Consider the following 15061-nt stretch of genomic DNA (forward strand, 5'->3'; position numbering starts at 1 on the left):
CATTAGTTGACCGGGCCGGTGTTGCCGCCCTGGGCGTCGGGGTGCGTGTGCGTGTCGTCGACGCGCTTGCCGTTCGCGAAGACCTGGCCGTTGAAGCTCGTTTTCCCGTTGATCGACACGGACGTATCCGCGCCGCCCTGATTCTCGACCGCCATCGCTCCGGTGAGGCGAACGACAGGAGCGTCCATCAGGATCTCTGTCGGTGCCTTCAGCGACACCACGCCGCCGGCCGGGTCGAGCTCGACGTGCATCGAACCGTCGTCGGTGCGGAGCTGAGTGGTCGTCGTGCTGATTGCACCCGGCACTCGCGGCCGGGATCGGAAGCCGACGAACACCATGCCGTCAGACAGATCGTGAACGCGCGTCGAGACGGTCTCTTGCACGCCTCCCGACTGCCACCAGGCGTCGATGGCGCGATCCGCGAACACAATCAGGCACTCGTCGCCACGTGTGACTGGGAAGGTCAAGGTGCATCTACCGCCGCCGGGAAAATAGACGGGGCAATCGACCAGCAGCGGAAGCATAAGGCTGCTGAGTTGACCTTGCTCGTCACGCGACCGCAATTTGATTGCCGGCTGAACCGTACACGTCATCGCATCCGGGTTGAAGGATTCGATTACCCCAGGCAGCGCAGACCAAGTTTCACGCTTCACGCTATCCTTGATCGTACGAGTCATCTCGAGTAAATCTCCAGCCATCTCGATTTTGTCCATTGAGCACCTAAATGATGAGAAAAATTGTTGCCGTCGCCGCACTGTTTGCAACGACCTTGGCTATTGCCGCACCGCCAAAGCAATCGTCCAATGACGTGTTTGTGGCGCCGACTGGTCAAGCGAAAGCCGGTGACGTGATCGATATTCAAAACATGATATATACGCTGTACGCTGGCAAGAAATGTCCCTTGCCCATCGTGAACGCAGAACATATGCGACGCTTGGAAGTGCGAACCGGCGATGGCCTTTCTGTCGGCTGCTGGGGGCTTCTGCTGGGAGATTCCGTGGTTCTCATTGATCCGGACGGTAGGCAAAAGGAAATGTCGACAGTGGTGTTCGGACGGGCGACCCTCAACAAAGACGGTAGCGCGACGCTTCAATATCCGAGCTACAGCAAGTATCAGCCGTAGGGATTTACCGGGCCCGGACGGGGAAACGGGTTGTTGGGGTCGATCTTTGGTGGGGCGGGCGCAATAGCATCTCGCGTTCCCTTTCCCAATAGATCGACTTGTGCGGAGGCGTCCACAGCGATACACGTTGCTTCGGTGTACCAGTCGTTGCCGCGGGTGTCACCCCGGTGTTCTGCAATCATGACGCGATAGAAGCCGTATTCTCCGGTCGGATTGTTTAGTTTGTTATGCAGCGCATCGAATCGATTCTGTGGCTGATCCTTGATGCCTAGGCCAAACTCGTATTGCTGCACACTCGCATTTTTGAGCTGAATTACGCTTCCAATTCTGATACGCGGGTTCAGCAGCATCTTCACCACGATGTAGTTCTTCATCTGCGTGGGCATACCGATCATGCCGGTCTCGGCTGTGACGACGTGAATCTCGCCGGGAATGAACGACGTTTTCGGAATCATCGTCAGCTTCCCGTCCTGGATGCTCCAGTCCATGTCCAAGTCGCGCGCCGTGCACCGCATCACGTCGCGCGCCATGCCGAACAGCACTCGCCCGCGCGGGTATGGGTTGCCCGGCAGATCTGGCATATAGCCGCGTGTAACCCCTTTCGGCTGCATCGCCGTCAACGCAGCCTCGATCACATCGGCGTGCGTCGCGCCTGCCGCGAGAGTCGTGTTGACATAGGCGAAGTTGTACGCCCGGTCTCCGTCGGCGCATGTGAGGCGTAGCACGGTGTCGGTGGGGCTTTCGCGTCCTTGTCTCGCTTGAATCAGGGATCCGTCGAACAGCAGCCCGCAGCCGCCTTCGTAGCCTGCCGACACAACAACGCGCGAGAACTCGTCACCGACACGGTTTGCGGTGTTTTTGGATAGGTTATAGACATTGATGCGGGCGGAGTTCGGCGTTTCAGCATCTCCCCGCCGGATCTCGAACGTGAATCGCATATCTGAGAAGTCCAGGCCGTTCCCGTCGTCGCCGCCGATCACAAGCGACGCTTTCCGCAGGTACTGTTCCACTGACATTTCAATCTCCGATTTCTCAATGTGTTGCGCCGACTGCGGGAACGAGAGTCATGCATACCCATTCGAGGTCCGGGTTCTCCTTCCAGACGCGATCTTGCACATCGGCGGCGTGTGCACGGTCGTAGGTGCCGTGATCGCGCCCGAGGCTGTCGTCGACACGCCAGAACGAGTTCTTTCCGTTCGTCGCCATTTCGCAAGAAAAGTCATCGTCTTTCTCTTTCGCCATGATTCCTCCAGTTTTCAGGGGTGCCGGGGCGCTTTCGTGAGCAGCAGCCCCGATTCAACGATTTCCGCCACATTGCGCGCCGCGGTTGCCGCTCGAGTGTCGGCCACGCGCTGGCGGAAGTGATGCAAGTCCGGCAGCAGGTCGCCGAGCGACCCGCACAACGCCGGGTAGAGCACACGGTCGCGCCGTTCGTCTGCCCATCCCTCGACCTCGGCCAATTCATGGATCAGGTCGAACAGCTCGCCGCGCATGTTGCGAACCTCGGCGGCGGATACGCGCCGCCCCCATGCAAGCATCAGCTCGGCCCCGTACTCGCAGCCGACCGGGCGGCGCGGATTCTCATCAGCACGCATGTCTGTCTCCCAAATCGAGGGGAACAGAGGGAACACAGGGAACGGCCTTATGCAGCAAGGCTTTCGGGCGTTCCCTGCTGGTTTTCGATGCGGGGAACAGAGGGAACGACGACCCGCGCTGTTCCCTCCGTTCCCCCGCGACAGGGAGGGCGGGGAACGGCGCAAACCCTTGTCCGGCGGGGGTGTTCCCTCTGTTCCCCGTGTTCCCTTGGTTGAAGGTATGGCGGGTCACTGCGAATCCTCCCCGAGCACGCTGCGGTCAATGTGGTAGAGCGAAATCGAGTCGCCGCCCGGGATGCGCGTTTTTTTGGAGCGCTTCCCCTTGTCTCCCGCGTCTCGTGCTGCGATCGCCTTTGCTTGGTCCAATGCGCCCAGCGCCCGGCTGAAGTCGTGGCCCTTGGTTGCCTCGCGTAATCCACCTGACGTGAACAGATAGAGACGCCGCTCGCCGTCCTGCTTCCAGTAACCAGCCCGGTCGCGGATCATGTCGGCGCCGCCCTCGATGTTCGAAAACCTGCTGTCGGCGTGCCGGTCGATGAAGTCGGACACGGCGCGTAGGATGGCGGCGTGTTCGGCGCTCTGGCCGCCGGCCTGACGCCGGCCACGCCAGAGGTTGAAAGCGTGAATGGCGGCGCGCGTCGGCTCGTCTGAGCCCCAAGGCACGATTTCCCATGCGACGGCCATCTCGCCCGCCAGCGCACACACGGCGAAGGTACGCGCCGCCCGGCGTTCCTGACCTTCCGCCGCGTCGAATTTCTCGATCAGCGGTTGCAGGGCGTCGGCCGGGCGGAAGCCAGCGCGCAGTTCGCGCACCAGCGCCTCGATGAAGCGCGGCCCGGCGTGGCCGTAGTGCTTCGCAGCAAGATTGCGCACGTCGTCCGACAGCAGGCCGCCGGATGCTCGACCGTGCAGAGTTTCGAACAGACCGTAGGCACCCGTCACCGGAATATCGAGGATGCGCAGCTCCTGCCCGGCCTTCGCCTCGATCCCACCGGCACTCATGCGGGCCGCGATGGTCAGTTCGCCCGTGGACAGCAGGAACACGCGCCAGCGGGCCGGCTGCCGTGCCTCGCCGTGCCGGTTGGCCCGCGTTTTTCCCATGCCGTTGACGAGCGCATACGCGGATTCGTACAGGTTGCGCGGGTCGATCTCGCCAAGCTCATCCAGTGCGAGCAGCGTGTCGGAGTGCAGGGAGCCGGCACCCTCAAGACCGTTCGCCGTCGCCCGCCAGGTGCGCTTGAACGACGCGCCGCCCCATACGCTGATACCAGCCAGCAAGGCGGTTGTCTTGCCGCACGACGAGTCGCCGTAGAGGTGCGCGCCGCCGCCGTCGATGTTCAGCGGGCCGAGCAGGGGGCCGGCCATTGCTGCCGACATGGCGAGCATCAACAGAGGGTTGTCGACCGCCAGTGCTGCCAGCTCGCGCCATCCCTCGAACGTGCCAGCCGTGGCGTAGGGGGCCACGCGGCCGGACGCCTGAAACCAAATGTCGTCCGCGCCGATCACGGTGTCGGGTAGCACGAACGCATCGTCGTGCCAGCCCGTCACGCTGGCGGCGCGCATCGTGAATTTCGGATACTGCCCGGCGATATAGCGCAGGATCGCGCTGCGGTCGTGCAGATCGTACACTAGCCCCTCACTGAGCAGCACGGCACGGGCCTCGCTCCCGTCGCCCGCCAGCATCGACATGGGCATCGCCCATTTCTTCCAGTGGCCGGCAGGGGACAGGATTTCCAGCAGGCGGCCATACTCGGCATCCTCCCGGTTGCGTGTCACGGCGTGGACCTTCATCGGCGAACAGATCCACTTGTCGATCAGCTCCGGCGGCGCGTCACCCCGGCCCGGCTTCACACCGTGCCAGTAGACGCCCGGCTTGATCCTGTTTCCACTCACCACAATCCAGGCGACATACACACGCCAGCACGGGCGCTCGTCAAGTCCGGGAAACGTCAGATCGTCGCCGGCATCAGGTTTTATCAGGTTCGCCGCGGCGGTCGGCTCAGTGGCCGGCGCTTGCGCAGCGTCGATGCACGCGCGTACGGCATCCGCGCCGCGCATCACGTGCAGGTCGTTGAAGTCGGTAGCGTCGTCTGGTCGCGCATCGCCGAAGTCGGGGCGGGCCAGCTTGCCACCGACCGCTAGCGCGGCGCGCTCGGCATCCTGCTCCCCGTTACCGAGGTCTGCCAGAACTACGATTTCCGCATGGGGGTGTTGTTGCCTCATTGCCTCCGAAACCTTCTTGAGATTGCCGCACGAGAGCGCCGCAACGGCGGCGATGCCGGTCGCGACGTGCGCGGACAGGGTGGTTGCCACGCCCTCGGCGATCAGCAGCCGGTCGATCGATGCCGGGAGCGGCGTAACGGCCCACCAACCGCCCGATTTTGCGCCGCCAGCCAATGCCGATTTCCGCCCTGCCTCATCGATTAGCTCGAGACTGGTGAGCATCGAGCCGATGTGGATGCGAGCCAGCAGCACCCGGCCGCTAAGCGGCTCGCCGTTCGCCTTGGGCGTGTAGTTCAGCAACCGCGCCAGCTTGTCGGCGTCGATTTCGTGCAGGGTGGGCGGCGCGGACAGGCCTTTACGCATCAGATAGGGATGGTCGTCGCGTGCGGCTTCCGATTTCATCCAGAGCGTCAGAGAGAGCGCGGCCGCGTTGTTCCGGGCCAGCTCGCGTTTTTGCGTTTCGGCGTCATCGCGGGCCTGACGTGCTGCGCGCCGCCGCTCCAGCTCGGCAGGATCGGCCGGCGTCGGTCGGTGCGCGCGAGTGTTGAAACCGTGTTGCTCGGCGATGTGGAACAACGTACCTATCGTGATGCCGCCCGACGTGCTGAGCGAGCGCCACGTGTCGCGCGCGTCGGACGCTGCGTAGCCGTCATGGCCGCGGCTCCATCCGTCGAACAGATCGAAACCAGCATCGCCCATTTCATGTTTGAGAGCGGCGGCGATGCGATACCACGTCTCGCGCGACACATCCGGCGGGATACAGGCGAGTGCGGCTTCGACACGCTGTTGCTCGTCATAGACAGCGCTCATGCAGATTCCTCAGGTAAGTAGTCCTCATCGTGATTTCTACGCAAAGACACACGTGCCTTGCGTGCCGATAGCAGTGCAATGACACGCTCACGGTCGGCGCGCCATGCGGCCAGGTCGTCGACGAGAAGGGAGCCGTTAGCGCTTTTGTGTTCCAGCGCTGACACGATACGGACCAATCCCAATGTGTCGACGCGGTCGGCGCACGCCAGCGTGTCCCGCAACGAAAGGGAAACAATGCGCCCGTCTCGGCTGCCAACTTGGAGGCGACCGGTAGCGGGTCGGCCAGCAGCGAATCGCCGAGCCATTGCAGTTCGACGCTGGTGTTCGGCAAATCGGGGGAGGTGGTCTTACGCATGGTCATGGGACACCTCGCGCGTTTGTTCCGTCGATTCTGGCTCTTCGCCACGCAGCGGCACCAGCGACGAGTCGCGGAACGCGAAATTGTTGGTGATGACGGGCGCTCCGTTGCGCGCGAAACCAAAGGCGGGATCGCCGAGCAACGTGACGTTCCACCGAGTGTCCGAGCGAAGCCTCTCAACGATGGTGATTCGACCGATGAGGGAGGGATTGGTCGAATGGACGACGCGGGCCAGATCGCCTGGTCGGCAGCGGAAATCAGCCATGCAACACCTCCCCGCGGGCATTTTCGAACCGGCGGTGATCGCTATAGGCTCGCTCGGCCGTTTCTATGCCGGCTTGGGCGATGGTTTGGAGGTGCGGGGAGCAGGTGAGGCCTGCAACGTGCTCGATCGCTTCGAGGATCTTCGCGAGCTGCTCGAAACCTTCCTTGGAACAGCTGGCGCTATCGATACTGTCGCTCAGGGCGTCATCGAGCGTCGTGATCTTGTCAGCCATGGCGCACCTCCGCACGAGCAAGGTCAGCCACGCGGGCGAGGGCGTCGCCGCAGGTGTCGAGCGCAGCATCGACGGTCGGCGCGAGCGCGGCGGCGCGCAGAGTTGCCGACACGATCTCGAGGACAGCAGCGCTATTCGGGGTCTGGGAGCGGTACGTGATGCCCGGAGCATGGGCGTGTTGAAGCTGGCGCATGAAGCGGCCTCCTATGGTCTGAATGGAGGCCCGCCGCTCATTTCCACGTGAGGGGTGGCGGGCCCGACGGCAAGGGGTGGAAAACCGGCCCATAGGAAACCGGCCCAGCCGAAGCTGGCCCTCGCCCGGCCCGCCATAGAAAACTGGCGTGCAGAAGCGCGCAAACGAAAAAATAGCCGCGTGTGCGGCGGTTCGTCCGCCTATGGTCCACGGGTTTCCACGCCCGGCGCCCGTTGTCTCGGACGCAAAGCCAGTATAGCGGATCGCCAGAGGTTTACAAGTACCGGCAACGTTCAGCATGTTCCACCTCCGCCCGATGACAGGAAGTAGACGCCGACGCGATGCAGGACGCCGGATTCGGTCTGTTCGGCGCGCATGGCGGTCGTGATGTGATGGCCGTGCCGATGGCGCAGTTCGTGGATGCGCGGCCGCGGGTCGAACACGTCAAGGAATCGCATGGCTTCGAAGGTCGTGATACTGCCAAGCTCGCGCATCGCGGCTAGCATCCGGGCGCGCTGCGTGCCGGCATCGTTGCCGGGCAGACGGGCGAGGATCAGGGAAAGGGCGTGCTGACGCGCGTTCATGCCGCACCTCCGATCAGCGGGAGTTGCGTCGTTGCCTTGCCGAGCTGGGCGCGGTTGCGCTCGATGGCGGCAAAATCCTCCGGCGTCGCATTGCCCGAGAGCAGGCGCTTACCGAACTCGGTTGCCTGCGCGACCTGCTCGCACGTCATTTCGCGCGCATGGGCGACGCCGACGAACAGGTCGAGCGCTTCGTACACGGGGCCGAACGGGAGGCGATGCCGGGCGACGATCGCGGCGGCGGCGGTCAGCAGGGGTTCGCGGTCGGTCGTATCGCTACGCTCGGCAGTAGCCTTGCACCAGAGACTGACTCCGCCGCGCAGGATGTGGTCGATCTGCAGATCGCACCAGACGGCGAACTCCACGTCGCACCAGCGGGCCAGCGCCACGGCGAGCTTCGGGTGCAGGAGCGTGTAACCGGCACGGCCTGGCTGACGGCGGATTAAACCGCTCACATCTGAGCTATTTATAGCAGCGGCCAAGGCGCGCATGTATGCCTTCGTTTCAGCGAGGCGCAGCCAGTTTCGCAACCGCTTGCCGAAGCGTTCAGCGACCTGAGTGCCGTTGATCCAGTCGTCGGCTGTGAACTGCACCGGCTCGCCGTCGAACTCGACGCTCAGGAAGCGCACCGCCCTGTTATCATCAGCGCGGGTCGTCGGGGCTGCACTCTTCGCGGGAGTGCGGCCCTTTTTCTTTTGGAGGGTCGTTGCCATCAATCAACCCTCCGCGCGGTAGCCGCTGGGATCCGCGAACCAACGATGCAGTTCGCGATTCGGCCATGCTGCGCAGCGTTGGGACAGGTGCTGGCGGCGCGGAAAGCGGCCTTCGAGCTCACGTTTTCGCAGCGTCTCGCGCGAGAAGGGCACGAAGGCTTTCAGGTCGTTCCAGCGCGTGAAGCCATCGGCCGGGAGCGCCGAGGGAACGGGAAGAGGTGCGCCGCCGGCTGGCTGCGCGGTTGCGGCATTGCTTGCCATTGCAGTTCCTTTGCCCGGTTGGGCGTTGTTTGCAATGGCTGCATTGAAAGCGACGACGCTACCCTCAGGGCAATACCCTGAAGGTTCAGGGTCGGCGGATCGCCGAACCCTCAGGGTTGTTCGCAGCCTTGTGGGATAAGGATTTTCTCCCTAATGGTTCTTGCATTGATGACTGTGACCCTCAGGGTACGCACACCCACCCATCAGGGTTGTCTTTTGGCGGCAGGATTACGGTCAACGGGGCAGGCGACCAGTTCCACCGCCTTTCGCTGCGCTTCGCTCAAGGTAGGGTAAGTCTGCTTGAGCCATTCGAGAATGTCGGCTTGCGATGCCCATGTGTCGCGGTCATCGGCTTTCCAGTTATCACCCCAGTAGCGCCTCTGGACTGCGATTGATATTTCCATGAGCCACATCGGCTGTGGGGGCACGAGTGCTTTGAGTTCGTCGATTTCTCGTGACATGGAGCCGCCCGATGTTTGGTCTAGTCTGGGCGGATGATTCGAGCGCATCGCCGTCGCGTCAGCCAGTCGTCGTTCCAGATCCTCTTGACGCGCTGACGCCAACAGAGAATTTCGTACGATTGTGCGTTCGAGGCTGGCGATTTCACGATTTTTTCCGACGATGCGTTCGGAGAGGCGTGCAATCTCCGTACGAAGGCGATCGTTCTCTGCTCGTTTTGCATCTCGCTCGGTCTCTATGGCGCGCAAGTGGTCAAGCGATTCGAAACAGGTGGAGGGCAGAGCAGTGGAGGCCGGCAGCGGACACTCGAGTCCTTTCCTTGCGCACCACGCCGCTAGATTTGCCGGCTTGATGTACCAATCAGGCGTGTCTCCCCCTTCCGATTCAGCCTCAAGGCGATCGCCGGAATCGGTGGCGTAGAGCGCGCGGGAAAGCACGGTGCGCCATCTATGAATTTCCGCCTCTTCGTCGTCGGATTTGTATCCGGAAGCGTGCGGGTCTACGTCGGCAAAGGCGTGTGCCGCTTCGCTCAACGACAAGTACGGAAGGACGCTCATCACGCGTTTCCAACCGGGAAATTCTCGTTGGGCCGGCCGCTCATCCGTCGGTGCACTTACGCCTCCCTGGCGCGGCAACTTAACCCCGTGTCGCTCGAGAAACGGATAAATCTCGTCAGCCTTGAAGCCAAGCTGGTCGTACTCGCTAGAACGGAATGTCATCAGGATTGAGCTCCCATGATGTTGCGAATTTTCCTTCGCGGACGATGTGTTGAAGCGCGCGCCACGCGGTCGTCGAGCGCGATCCGGTAATACCGTGAACGCCTCTTCCCGGCTCAAATTCATGCCATGTCGGCGAATCGTCTTCATCCAGCGGAGCCAGCTTCTCGGAAAGCCAAGTTGCGGCCTCCTGAAGCGTCACGTTCTCATGGGCGCATATGTCTTCCAGCAGCGCGCGCAAACTGACGAAGCCGGCCTTACGCTCGGCAAGGTCCTCTTTGATACCCATTGCGTCCCTTCACGCAAAGCCCCCTGTGTGGGAACCGCGCCAACCCGGCAAGGGACCGGGGTTTCGGGAGCTACCCTAGGCGCGGTTTGAACGGTCTGTTGCCTACAATTGGCAAAGATTGCCGGACATTGTAATTCTCTGTACTGTTTTTTTGTACAGGGTCGCGCGCTGCTGTTGCACCGGTTGCACGCGATCGAGCCGACGTGCAACACCTGCGCTCCTTTGCTGATCGTCGTGTTGCACGCGTTGCACTTGTTGCACATCGATTGTGTTAGCCGTGCGCGCGCGGCCTGCTTTTGCGATACTGAGCGATCCCGGATTGGCCGGGCGGGGGAGGCACATGGGACTGCTCAGATGGATTTTCGGTGGAGGCAAGGAAGCCCCTCGTGAGATGCCGGCGGCGCGCTCCAATCCGGTAGCGATCGAGCCTGATGCAGAGATGGTTCGGGAGGCGCGGGACGACGCCGACGAAGTGACTCGGTTACTCCAGTCCCGAATCGAGGCGTCCGGCCTCGTCGTACCCGGAAAAATTCCAGAGTTGATGACCAAGTTGCGCGGCAACATCGGTTTGTTTCAGCGAACCAGCATCGCCGGCGCTACGCAAGGCGACGAGCCGCTTTCCGTCGGGGAGAAACGTGCGCTGGGCCTGAATACGCGGATGAAATACACACGCGAGTTTGTCGAATTTTTCCGGCCGGAAGTGTTGCCGACTATCGAACCGAAATCGGCGCTGGCACAGATTCTGGACGCAGTGTCTTTCGAGGTGTCGCGCCGCCGAGCCCTGACACGCTTCCGGAAAGCCGGCGGGGGCCTCGTGACAATCGAGCCGTTGGGCGATCCCGACGCGTGCGCCGCGGCGAAACGGCTGCGCCGAAGGTTGCCGCTCGAGGAGGCTCCTGAGCTGCCGCTACCAACGTGCGACGCTGACGTATGCCGTTGTGCCTTCGCTTGCGAGCCGCGGTCATAGCGCGATCCATGCATCGCGGCGCTAGGATTTGTCACGCAGCCCAGCCGATCTCTCCGACGTTAGAGAAGAGTCATGCAGCCATATCAGGCTGTCCGACGTCATTTGCCCATCGCGGCCGTGATGGGGATGATTTCGGCACCTGCCTTGAGCTGGTCGAGGTAGTCGGCCCAGCGCTGCATCATCTCGCGGCGCTGGGGCAGGTGAGCGGTGCGGTTATACGCACGGCCGAGTGGATCCTTCACGGCGTGCGCCAGTTGTGCCTCCACAATCGCAACCGGCACGCCGAGCACTTCATCGAGAATCGTTCGAGCCATCGCCCTGAAGCCGTGACCGGTCATCGTGTCGCCATCGTAGCCGAGCCGGCGCAGCGCACCGTTGATGGTGTTGTCGGACATGGGGCGGTCCTTCGTCCGCACACTCGGAAACAGGAACCGGCTGTTGCCCGTCAAGGCGTGCAGATCGCGCAGGATAGCGACCGCTTGTGCCGACAGTGGGACGATGTGCGCGCCGCCGGACGCTTTGCCTTGCTTGGTGCGCTTCATCCGCTCGCTCGGAATTTCCCACGTGCTTGCGTCTAGGTCGAACTCGGACCACTCGGCGGCGCGCAGCTCACCGGGACGCTGGAAGAGCAGTGGGAAGAGGCGCAACGCGCACAGCACGGGGAATGTGCCCTGATAGCCGTCTATGGAGCGCAGCAGCTCGGCGACCTGTTTCGGGTCGGTGACCGCTGCCATGTGTTCTTGTTGCACTGGCGGAAGGGCTCCGCGGAGATCGGCCGTCACGTCTCGTTGGGCGCGGCCGGTCGCGACAGCATAGCGACACACCTGGCTGACGTTCGCGTGCAGGCGATGCGCCGTCTCGAGTGCGCCGCGCTTTTCCACCCGGCGCAGCACTTCGAGCACGTCTGGTGGGGCGAGCTCAGCAATGGGCTTGCTGCCAATCCACGGAAAGGCGTCTACCTCTAGGCGGCGCAGGATTCGCGAGCCGTGGCTTTCCGACCAGGTGGGCGCATACTTGATATGCCACTCGCGCGCGACAGCCTCGAACGAATTTTCGGCACTCAGCCTGGCCGTACGCTTTTCGGCCTTTTTTGCCTCGCCTGGATCGATGCCAGCGGCCAGCTTTTCCCGGGCCTCGTCGCGCTTACGGCGCGCCGCCGCTAGCGTCACGTCAGGATAGACGCCGAGCGCCAGAAGTTTCTCTTTACCGGCAGCGCGGTACTTGAGTCGCCAATAGCGCTGTCCGGCCGGCGTGACCAACAGAAACAGGCCACCGCCGTCGAACAGCTTCACGGGCTTCTCGGCCGGCTTCGTGTTGCGGATGGTCGTGTCGGTCAGTGGCATGGGGGTATCTGTGCACGGGGGTATGTCTGATACCCCCGAAAATACCCCCAAATACCCCCGGCTGTCGATGGTGAAACTTTGGCGTTGCTGGAAGTAAAAAACCCGCGAAGCCTTGAGCTGTCACGGGTTTCTTGCTGTCACTGGTAAAGCTTTGGCGGGAATTTGGTGGAGGCGGCGGGAATCGAACCCGCGTCCAGAAGCGCTCCACGACTAGTTCTACATGTTTAGTCCAGTCTTTTGATTTAACCGCAGCGACGCGGACGAACACGCTGCACTACGGCGATTCGCTAGATTTTCGACCCTGGCGTCGCGACGCCGACAGGGCTTAACTGACGTAAATGACCTCTGTCGGTATTGCTACCGGTCTTGCGACACTAGCCCGTCAGTGAACTAGGCAGAGGACGGCGGCCCTTAGGCTGCCAGTGCGAACGTATCGTCGTTTGCAGTTACGATTTTCCCATTGATTAACGAGGTGACGGGTCCTCGACATGCCCTAGCCGCTTCACAACCCCTGTCGAAACCAGGTCGCCCCCGCGGATAAGATCAAACATTATAGCCCAACATCGCGCAGCAGGTCCCGCAGTTCCTGCGTCGTGTCGACGAGGTGCTGGGCCTGCCAGTCGGTCGGCGCGATACCGTCGCCGCAATAGCCGTATGCGGCCGCGACCGTGGCCATGCCGGCGGCGCTGCCGGCCTGAATGTCGCGCAGGTCGTCGCCGACGTAGACGATGCGCGCGGGCGCGAGCGTCAGCTGGCCGGCTGCATGCAGCAGCGGGGCCGGATGCGGCTTCGAGTGCGGCGTTGTGTCGCCCCCGACGACGCATGCGGCGCGCGACGCGAGGCCGAGCAGCTCGACGAGCGGTGCCGTGAGCCGCATCGCCTTGTTCGTGACGATGCCCCAGCGCACGCCGCGCGCATCGAGTTCGTCGAGCACGTCGCCGATACCCGGGAACAGCGTGGTATGCACGCACAGATCGGTCGCGTAGTTGGCGAGGAACTCGTCGCGCATCGCGTCGTAGCCCGGCGTGTGCGGGTCGATACCGAACGCGCCGCCGAGCAGCCCGCGCGCGCCGGCCGAGGCCAGCGGCCGCAACACGTCGAGCGACGTTTCGGGCAGGCCGCGTTCGCGCTGCATCTTGTTGACGGCTGCCGCGAGATCGGGCGCCGTGTCGGCGAGCGTGCCGTCCAGGTCGAACAGGACCGCATCGCAGTGCAGCAGGCGCGGTTCGTCGGCGATCCGCACGGTCGAAAGGGGAGTCGTCATGCCGGTCGGGGAGTCACGCGCCGCGGCGGCACGCGACGAGGTAGTTGATGTCGGTGTCGTTCGACAGCGCGAAGCGCTTGCCGATCGGGTGATACGTGATGCCCTTGATCTCGACGATGTGCAGATCCGTCGCACGCACGAAGCCGGCCAGCTCCGACGGGCGGATGAAGCGCGCGTAATCGTGCGTGCCCTTCGGCAGCATTTGCGCGATGTACTCGGCGCCGATCACGGCGAACAGATAGGACTTCAGGTTGCGGTTCAGCGTCGAGAAGAACACCCAGCCGCCCGGCTTCACGAGCGTCGCGCACGCAGCCACGACATCGCCCGGCGACGGCACGTGCTCGAGCATTTCCATGCAGGTGACGACGTCGTAGGTACCCGGTTCGCGCGCGGCGATCGCTTCGGCGGCGATCGCCTCGTAATCGACCGAAATGCCGCTTTCGAGGCTGTGCAGGTCGGCCACGCCGAGCGCTTCGGTCGACAGGTCGATGCCTTTCACCTGGGCGCCGAGCCCGGCCATCGATTCGGACAGGATGCCGCCGCCGCAGCCGATGTCGAGTGCGCGCTTGCCGGCCAGATGCGCATGCGCGTCGATCCAGCCGAGCCGGACCGGGTTCAGGTCGTGCAGCGGTTTGAATTCGGCATTCGGATCCCACCAACGGTGGGCGAGGTCGCTGAATTTCTGGAGTTCGTGCGGATCGGCGTTGGTCATGTCGGCAAACGGGCTACGAGAGGAGGGCGGTGCTTCGGTGCGTCAGCCCCGAGTATATAAGCGGGCGGACCACGAGGCCAGCGAGCGCCTGGACGGGCGTCAATGAAAAAGCCCCGCCGGAGCGGGGCTTTGAAGCAGTCGAAAACCGCGGCTTAGTTTGCCGGAACGGTCGTCTTCTGCACTTGCTGCGTACCAACCACTTCGACTTCCACGCGGCGGTCCGGTGCGAGGCAGGCGATGAGTTGCTTGCGGTTCTTCTGGTTGCAGCCAGTCGTAACCGGGTTGCGCTTGCCCTTGCCTTCCGTGTAGATCTTGTTGGCCGGCACACCCTTGCTGACCAGGTACGACTTCACGGCTTGCGCACGGCGCAGCGACAGACGGTCGTTGTACTTGTCCGAACCGATGCGGTCCGTGTAGCCCGTTGCGACGACCACTTCCGTGTTCATGCCTTCGATCTTCGAAGCCAGTTCGTCCAGCTTTTGCTTGCCCAGCGGCTTGAGCGTTGCCTTGTCGAAGTCGAACAGTGCGTCAGCTTGATACGTGATCTTCTGGCTCGTGATGGCCGGAGCGACCGGAGCGACCGGCGGCTGCGGTGCCTGGGCGACCAGTGCGCCATCGCACTTCGCGTTGGCGGTGGCCGGCGTCCAGAACGCATCGCGCCAGCAGAGCTCGTTCGTGCCGTTCATCCACACCCATTCGCCCGTGCCGTTCACCCAGTTGTCATTGACGGCTTGACGCGACGCCGGCACCGACTGTGCCGAAGCGGATGCAGCCATAACTGCGGTAGCTGCAATGAACGCGAGCTTTGAAAGTTTATTCATATTTCTCCTCTCGAAATTGAGATTACCGCAGGTTTACTGCGAGCCTGTTGACGGTGACAAGTCATACATTGCTCGAAGTATAACATTGGTGCGGCACAAAAAACGCGGCACCGCTCTGTGTAGACTTCGAGCAGCG

At 62.8% G+C, this 15061-nt stretch carries 19 protein-coding genes and 1 other RNA gene; 2 read left to right on the forward strand and 18 right to left on the reverse strand.

The features are described 5' to 3' along the window. Positions 1 to 2 precede the first annotated feature (2 nt). Complete coding sequence (locus DTA15_RS21165; protein WP_006486847.1) at positions 3 to 713, reverse strand: Gp138 family membrane-puncturing spike protein; 711 nt, start codon at positions 711 to 713, stop codon at positions 3 to 5. A gap of 11 nt (positions 714 to 724) precedes the next feature. On the opposite strand from DTA15_RS21165, the gene DTA15_RS38335 reads away from it, so the two are divergent. Then, positions 725 to 1123, forward strand: a complete 399-nt coding sequence (locus DTA15_RS38335; RefSeq protein ID WP_034195724.1) for a hypothetical protein — start codon at positions 725 to 727, stop codon at positions 1121 to 1123. Here DTA15_RS38335 and DTA15_RS21170 read toward each other — a convergent pair. The 12 genes from DTA15_RS21170 to DTA15_RS21215 form a co-directional block, all read right to left on the reverse strand. After that, positions 1114 to 2139, reverse strand: coding sequence for a phage protein (locus DTA15_RS21170; RefSeq protein WP_012492873.1), 1026 nt, complete (start codon positions 2137 to 2139; stop codon positions 1114 to 1116). The two genes, DTA15_RS38335 and DTA15_RS21170, sit on opposite strands and share 10 nt — an antisense overlap. A gap of 16 nt (positions 2140 to 2155) precedes the next feature. After that, positions 2156 to 2365 carry a hypothetical protein gene (locus DTA15_RS21175; protein ID WP_006486834.1) on the reverse strand — a complete coding sequence of 70 codons (210 nt, stop codon included), beginning with the start codon at positions 2363 to 2365 and terminating at the stop codon, positions 2156 to 2158. 14 nt (positions 2366 to 2379) lie between these two features. Continuing rightward, the gene (locus DTA15_RS21180) at positions 2380 to 2718 is read right to left on the reverse strand and encodes a hypothetical protein (protein WP_006493714.1); all 339 of its coding nucleotides are present in this window, start codon (positions 2716 to 2718) and stop codon (positions 2380 to 2382) included. 228 nt (positions 2719 to 2946) lie between these two features. Continuing rightward, the gene (locus DTA15_RS21185) at positions 2947 to 5751 is read right to left on the reverse strand and encodes a DUF927 domain-containing protein (protein WP_006486879.1); all 2805 of its coding nucleotides are present in this window, start codon (positions 5749 to 5751) and stop codon (positions 2947 to 2949) included. A 347-nt stretch (positions 5752 to 6098) separates the two neighbouring features. Then, the gene (locus tag DTA15_RS38340) at positions 6099 to 6374 is read right to left on the reverse strand and encodes a hypothetical protein (protein WP_012492871.1); all 276 of its coding nucleotides are present in this window, start codon (positions 6372 to 6374) and stop codon (positions 6099 to 6101) included. Next, positions 6367 to 6606 (reverse strand): hypothetical protein, encoded by a 240-nt coding sequence (locus DTA15_RS21190; protein ID WP_006493726.1) that lies wholly within the window; start codon positions 6604 to 6606, stop codon positions 6367 to 6369. Before DTA15_RS21190 ends, DTA15_RS38340 begins: the two co-directional genes overlap by 8 nt. Further along, positions 6599 to 6799 (reverse strand): hypothetical protein, encoded by a 201-nt coding sequence (locus DTA15_RS21195; RefSeq protein ID WP_012492870.1) that lies wholly within the window; start codon positions 6797 to 6799, stop codon positions 6599 to 6601. The genes DTA15_RS21190 and DTA15_RS21195 overlap by 8 nt, the downstream gene beginning before the upstream one ends. 293 nt (positions 6800 to 7092) lie before the next feature. After that, positions 7093 to 7383: a helix-turn-helix domain-containing protein gene (locus DTA15_RS21200; RefSeq protein WP_006486964.1), complete on the reverse strand. Its 291-nt coding sequence runs from the start codon at positions 7381 to 7383 to the stop codon at positions 7093 to 7095. Beyond that, positions 7380 to 8093, reverse strand: a complete 714-nt coding sequence (locus DTA15_RS21205) for a KilA-N domain-containing protein (RefSeq protein ID WP_012492869.1) — start codon at positions 8091 to 8093, stop codon at positions 7380 to 7382. Before DTA15_RS21205 ends, DTA15_RS21200 begins: the two co-directional genes overlap by 4 nt. A gap of 3 nt (positions 8094 to 8096) precedes the next feature. Next, the gene (locus tag DTA15_RS21210; protein WP_006486977.1) at positions 8097 to 8354 is read right to left on the reverse strand and encodes a helix-turn-helix transcriptional regulator; all 258 of its coding nucleotides are present in this window, start codon (positions 8352 to 8354) and stop codon (positions 8097 to 8099) included. A 203-nt stretch (positions 8355 to 8557) separates the two neighbouring features. Then, entirely contained in the window at positions 8558 to 9532 is a 975-nt protein-coding gene (locus DTA15_RS38345; protein WP_012492868.1) for a coiled-coil domain-containing protein, read from the reverse strand. After that, on the reverse strand, positions 9516 to 9818 hold the full coding sequence (locus tag DTA15_RS21215; RefSeq protein WP_006486852.1) for a hypothetical protein: 303 nt from the start codon (positions 9816 to 9818) through the stop codon (positions 9516 to 9518). The genes DTA15_RS38345 and DTA15_RS21215 overlap by 17 nt, the downstream gene beginning before the upstream one ends. 340 nt (positions 9819 to 10158) lie before the next feature. Between DTA15_RS21215 and DTA15_RS21220 the strand changes: the two genes are divergently transcribed. Then, complete coding sequence (locus tag DTA15_RS21220) at positions 10159 to 10785, forward strand: hypothetical protein (protein WP_127837582.1); 627 nt, start codon at positions 10159 to 10161, stop codon at positions 10783 to 10785. Between the two features lie 98 nt (positions 10786 to 10883). Here the strand turns inward: DTA15_RS21220 and DTA15_RS21225 are convergent, their stop codons facing one another. The 5 genes from DTA15_RS21225 to ompA form a co-directional block, all read right to left on the reverse strand. Next, positions 10884 to 12128 (reverse strand): tyrosine-type recombinase/integrase, encoded by a 1245-nt coding sequence (locus DTA15_RS21225; RefSeq protein WP_006486943.1) that lies wholly within the window; start codon positions 12126 to 12128, stop codon positions 10884 to 10886. Between the two features lie 163 nt (positions 12129 to 12291). Continuing rightward, positions 12292 to 12661, reverse strand: a transfer-messenger RNA (tmRNA) gene (gene ssrA / locus DTA15_RS21230). Positions 12662 to 12678: 17 nt separating this feature from the next. Then, positions 12679 to 13392, reverse strand: coding sequence for a phosphoglycolate phosphatase (gph, locus tag DTA15_RS21235; RefSeq protein WP_006486842.1), 714 nt, complete (start codon positions 13390 to 13392; stop codon positions 12679 to 12681). Between the two features lie 13 nt (positions 13393 to 13405). Next, positions 13406 to 14104: a bifunctional 2-polyprenyl-6-hydroxyphenol methylase/3-demethylubiquinol 3-O-methyltransferase UbiG gene (gene ubiG / locus DTA15_RS21240; RefSeq protein WP_006486844.1), complete on the reverse strand. Its 699-nt coding sequence runs from the start codon at positions 14102 to 14104 to the stop codon at positions 13406 to 13408. A 152-nt stretch (positions 14105 to 14256) separates the two neighbouring features. Then, positions 14257 to 14925, reverse strand: coding sequence for an outer membrane protein OmpA (gene ompA, locus DTA15_RS21245; RefSeq protein ID WP_006476579.1), 669 nt, complete (start codon positions 14923 to 14925; stop codon positions 14257 to 14259). Positions 14926 to 15061 lie beyond the last annotated feature (136 nt).

The organism is Burkholderia cenocepacia (assembly GCF_900446215.1).
In the GTDB taxonomy this organism is placed as follows: Bacteria; Pseudomonadota; Gammaproteobacteria; order Burkholderiales; family Burkholderiaceae; genus Burkholderia; species Burkholderia cenocepacia.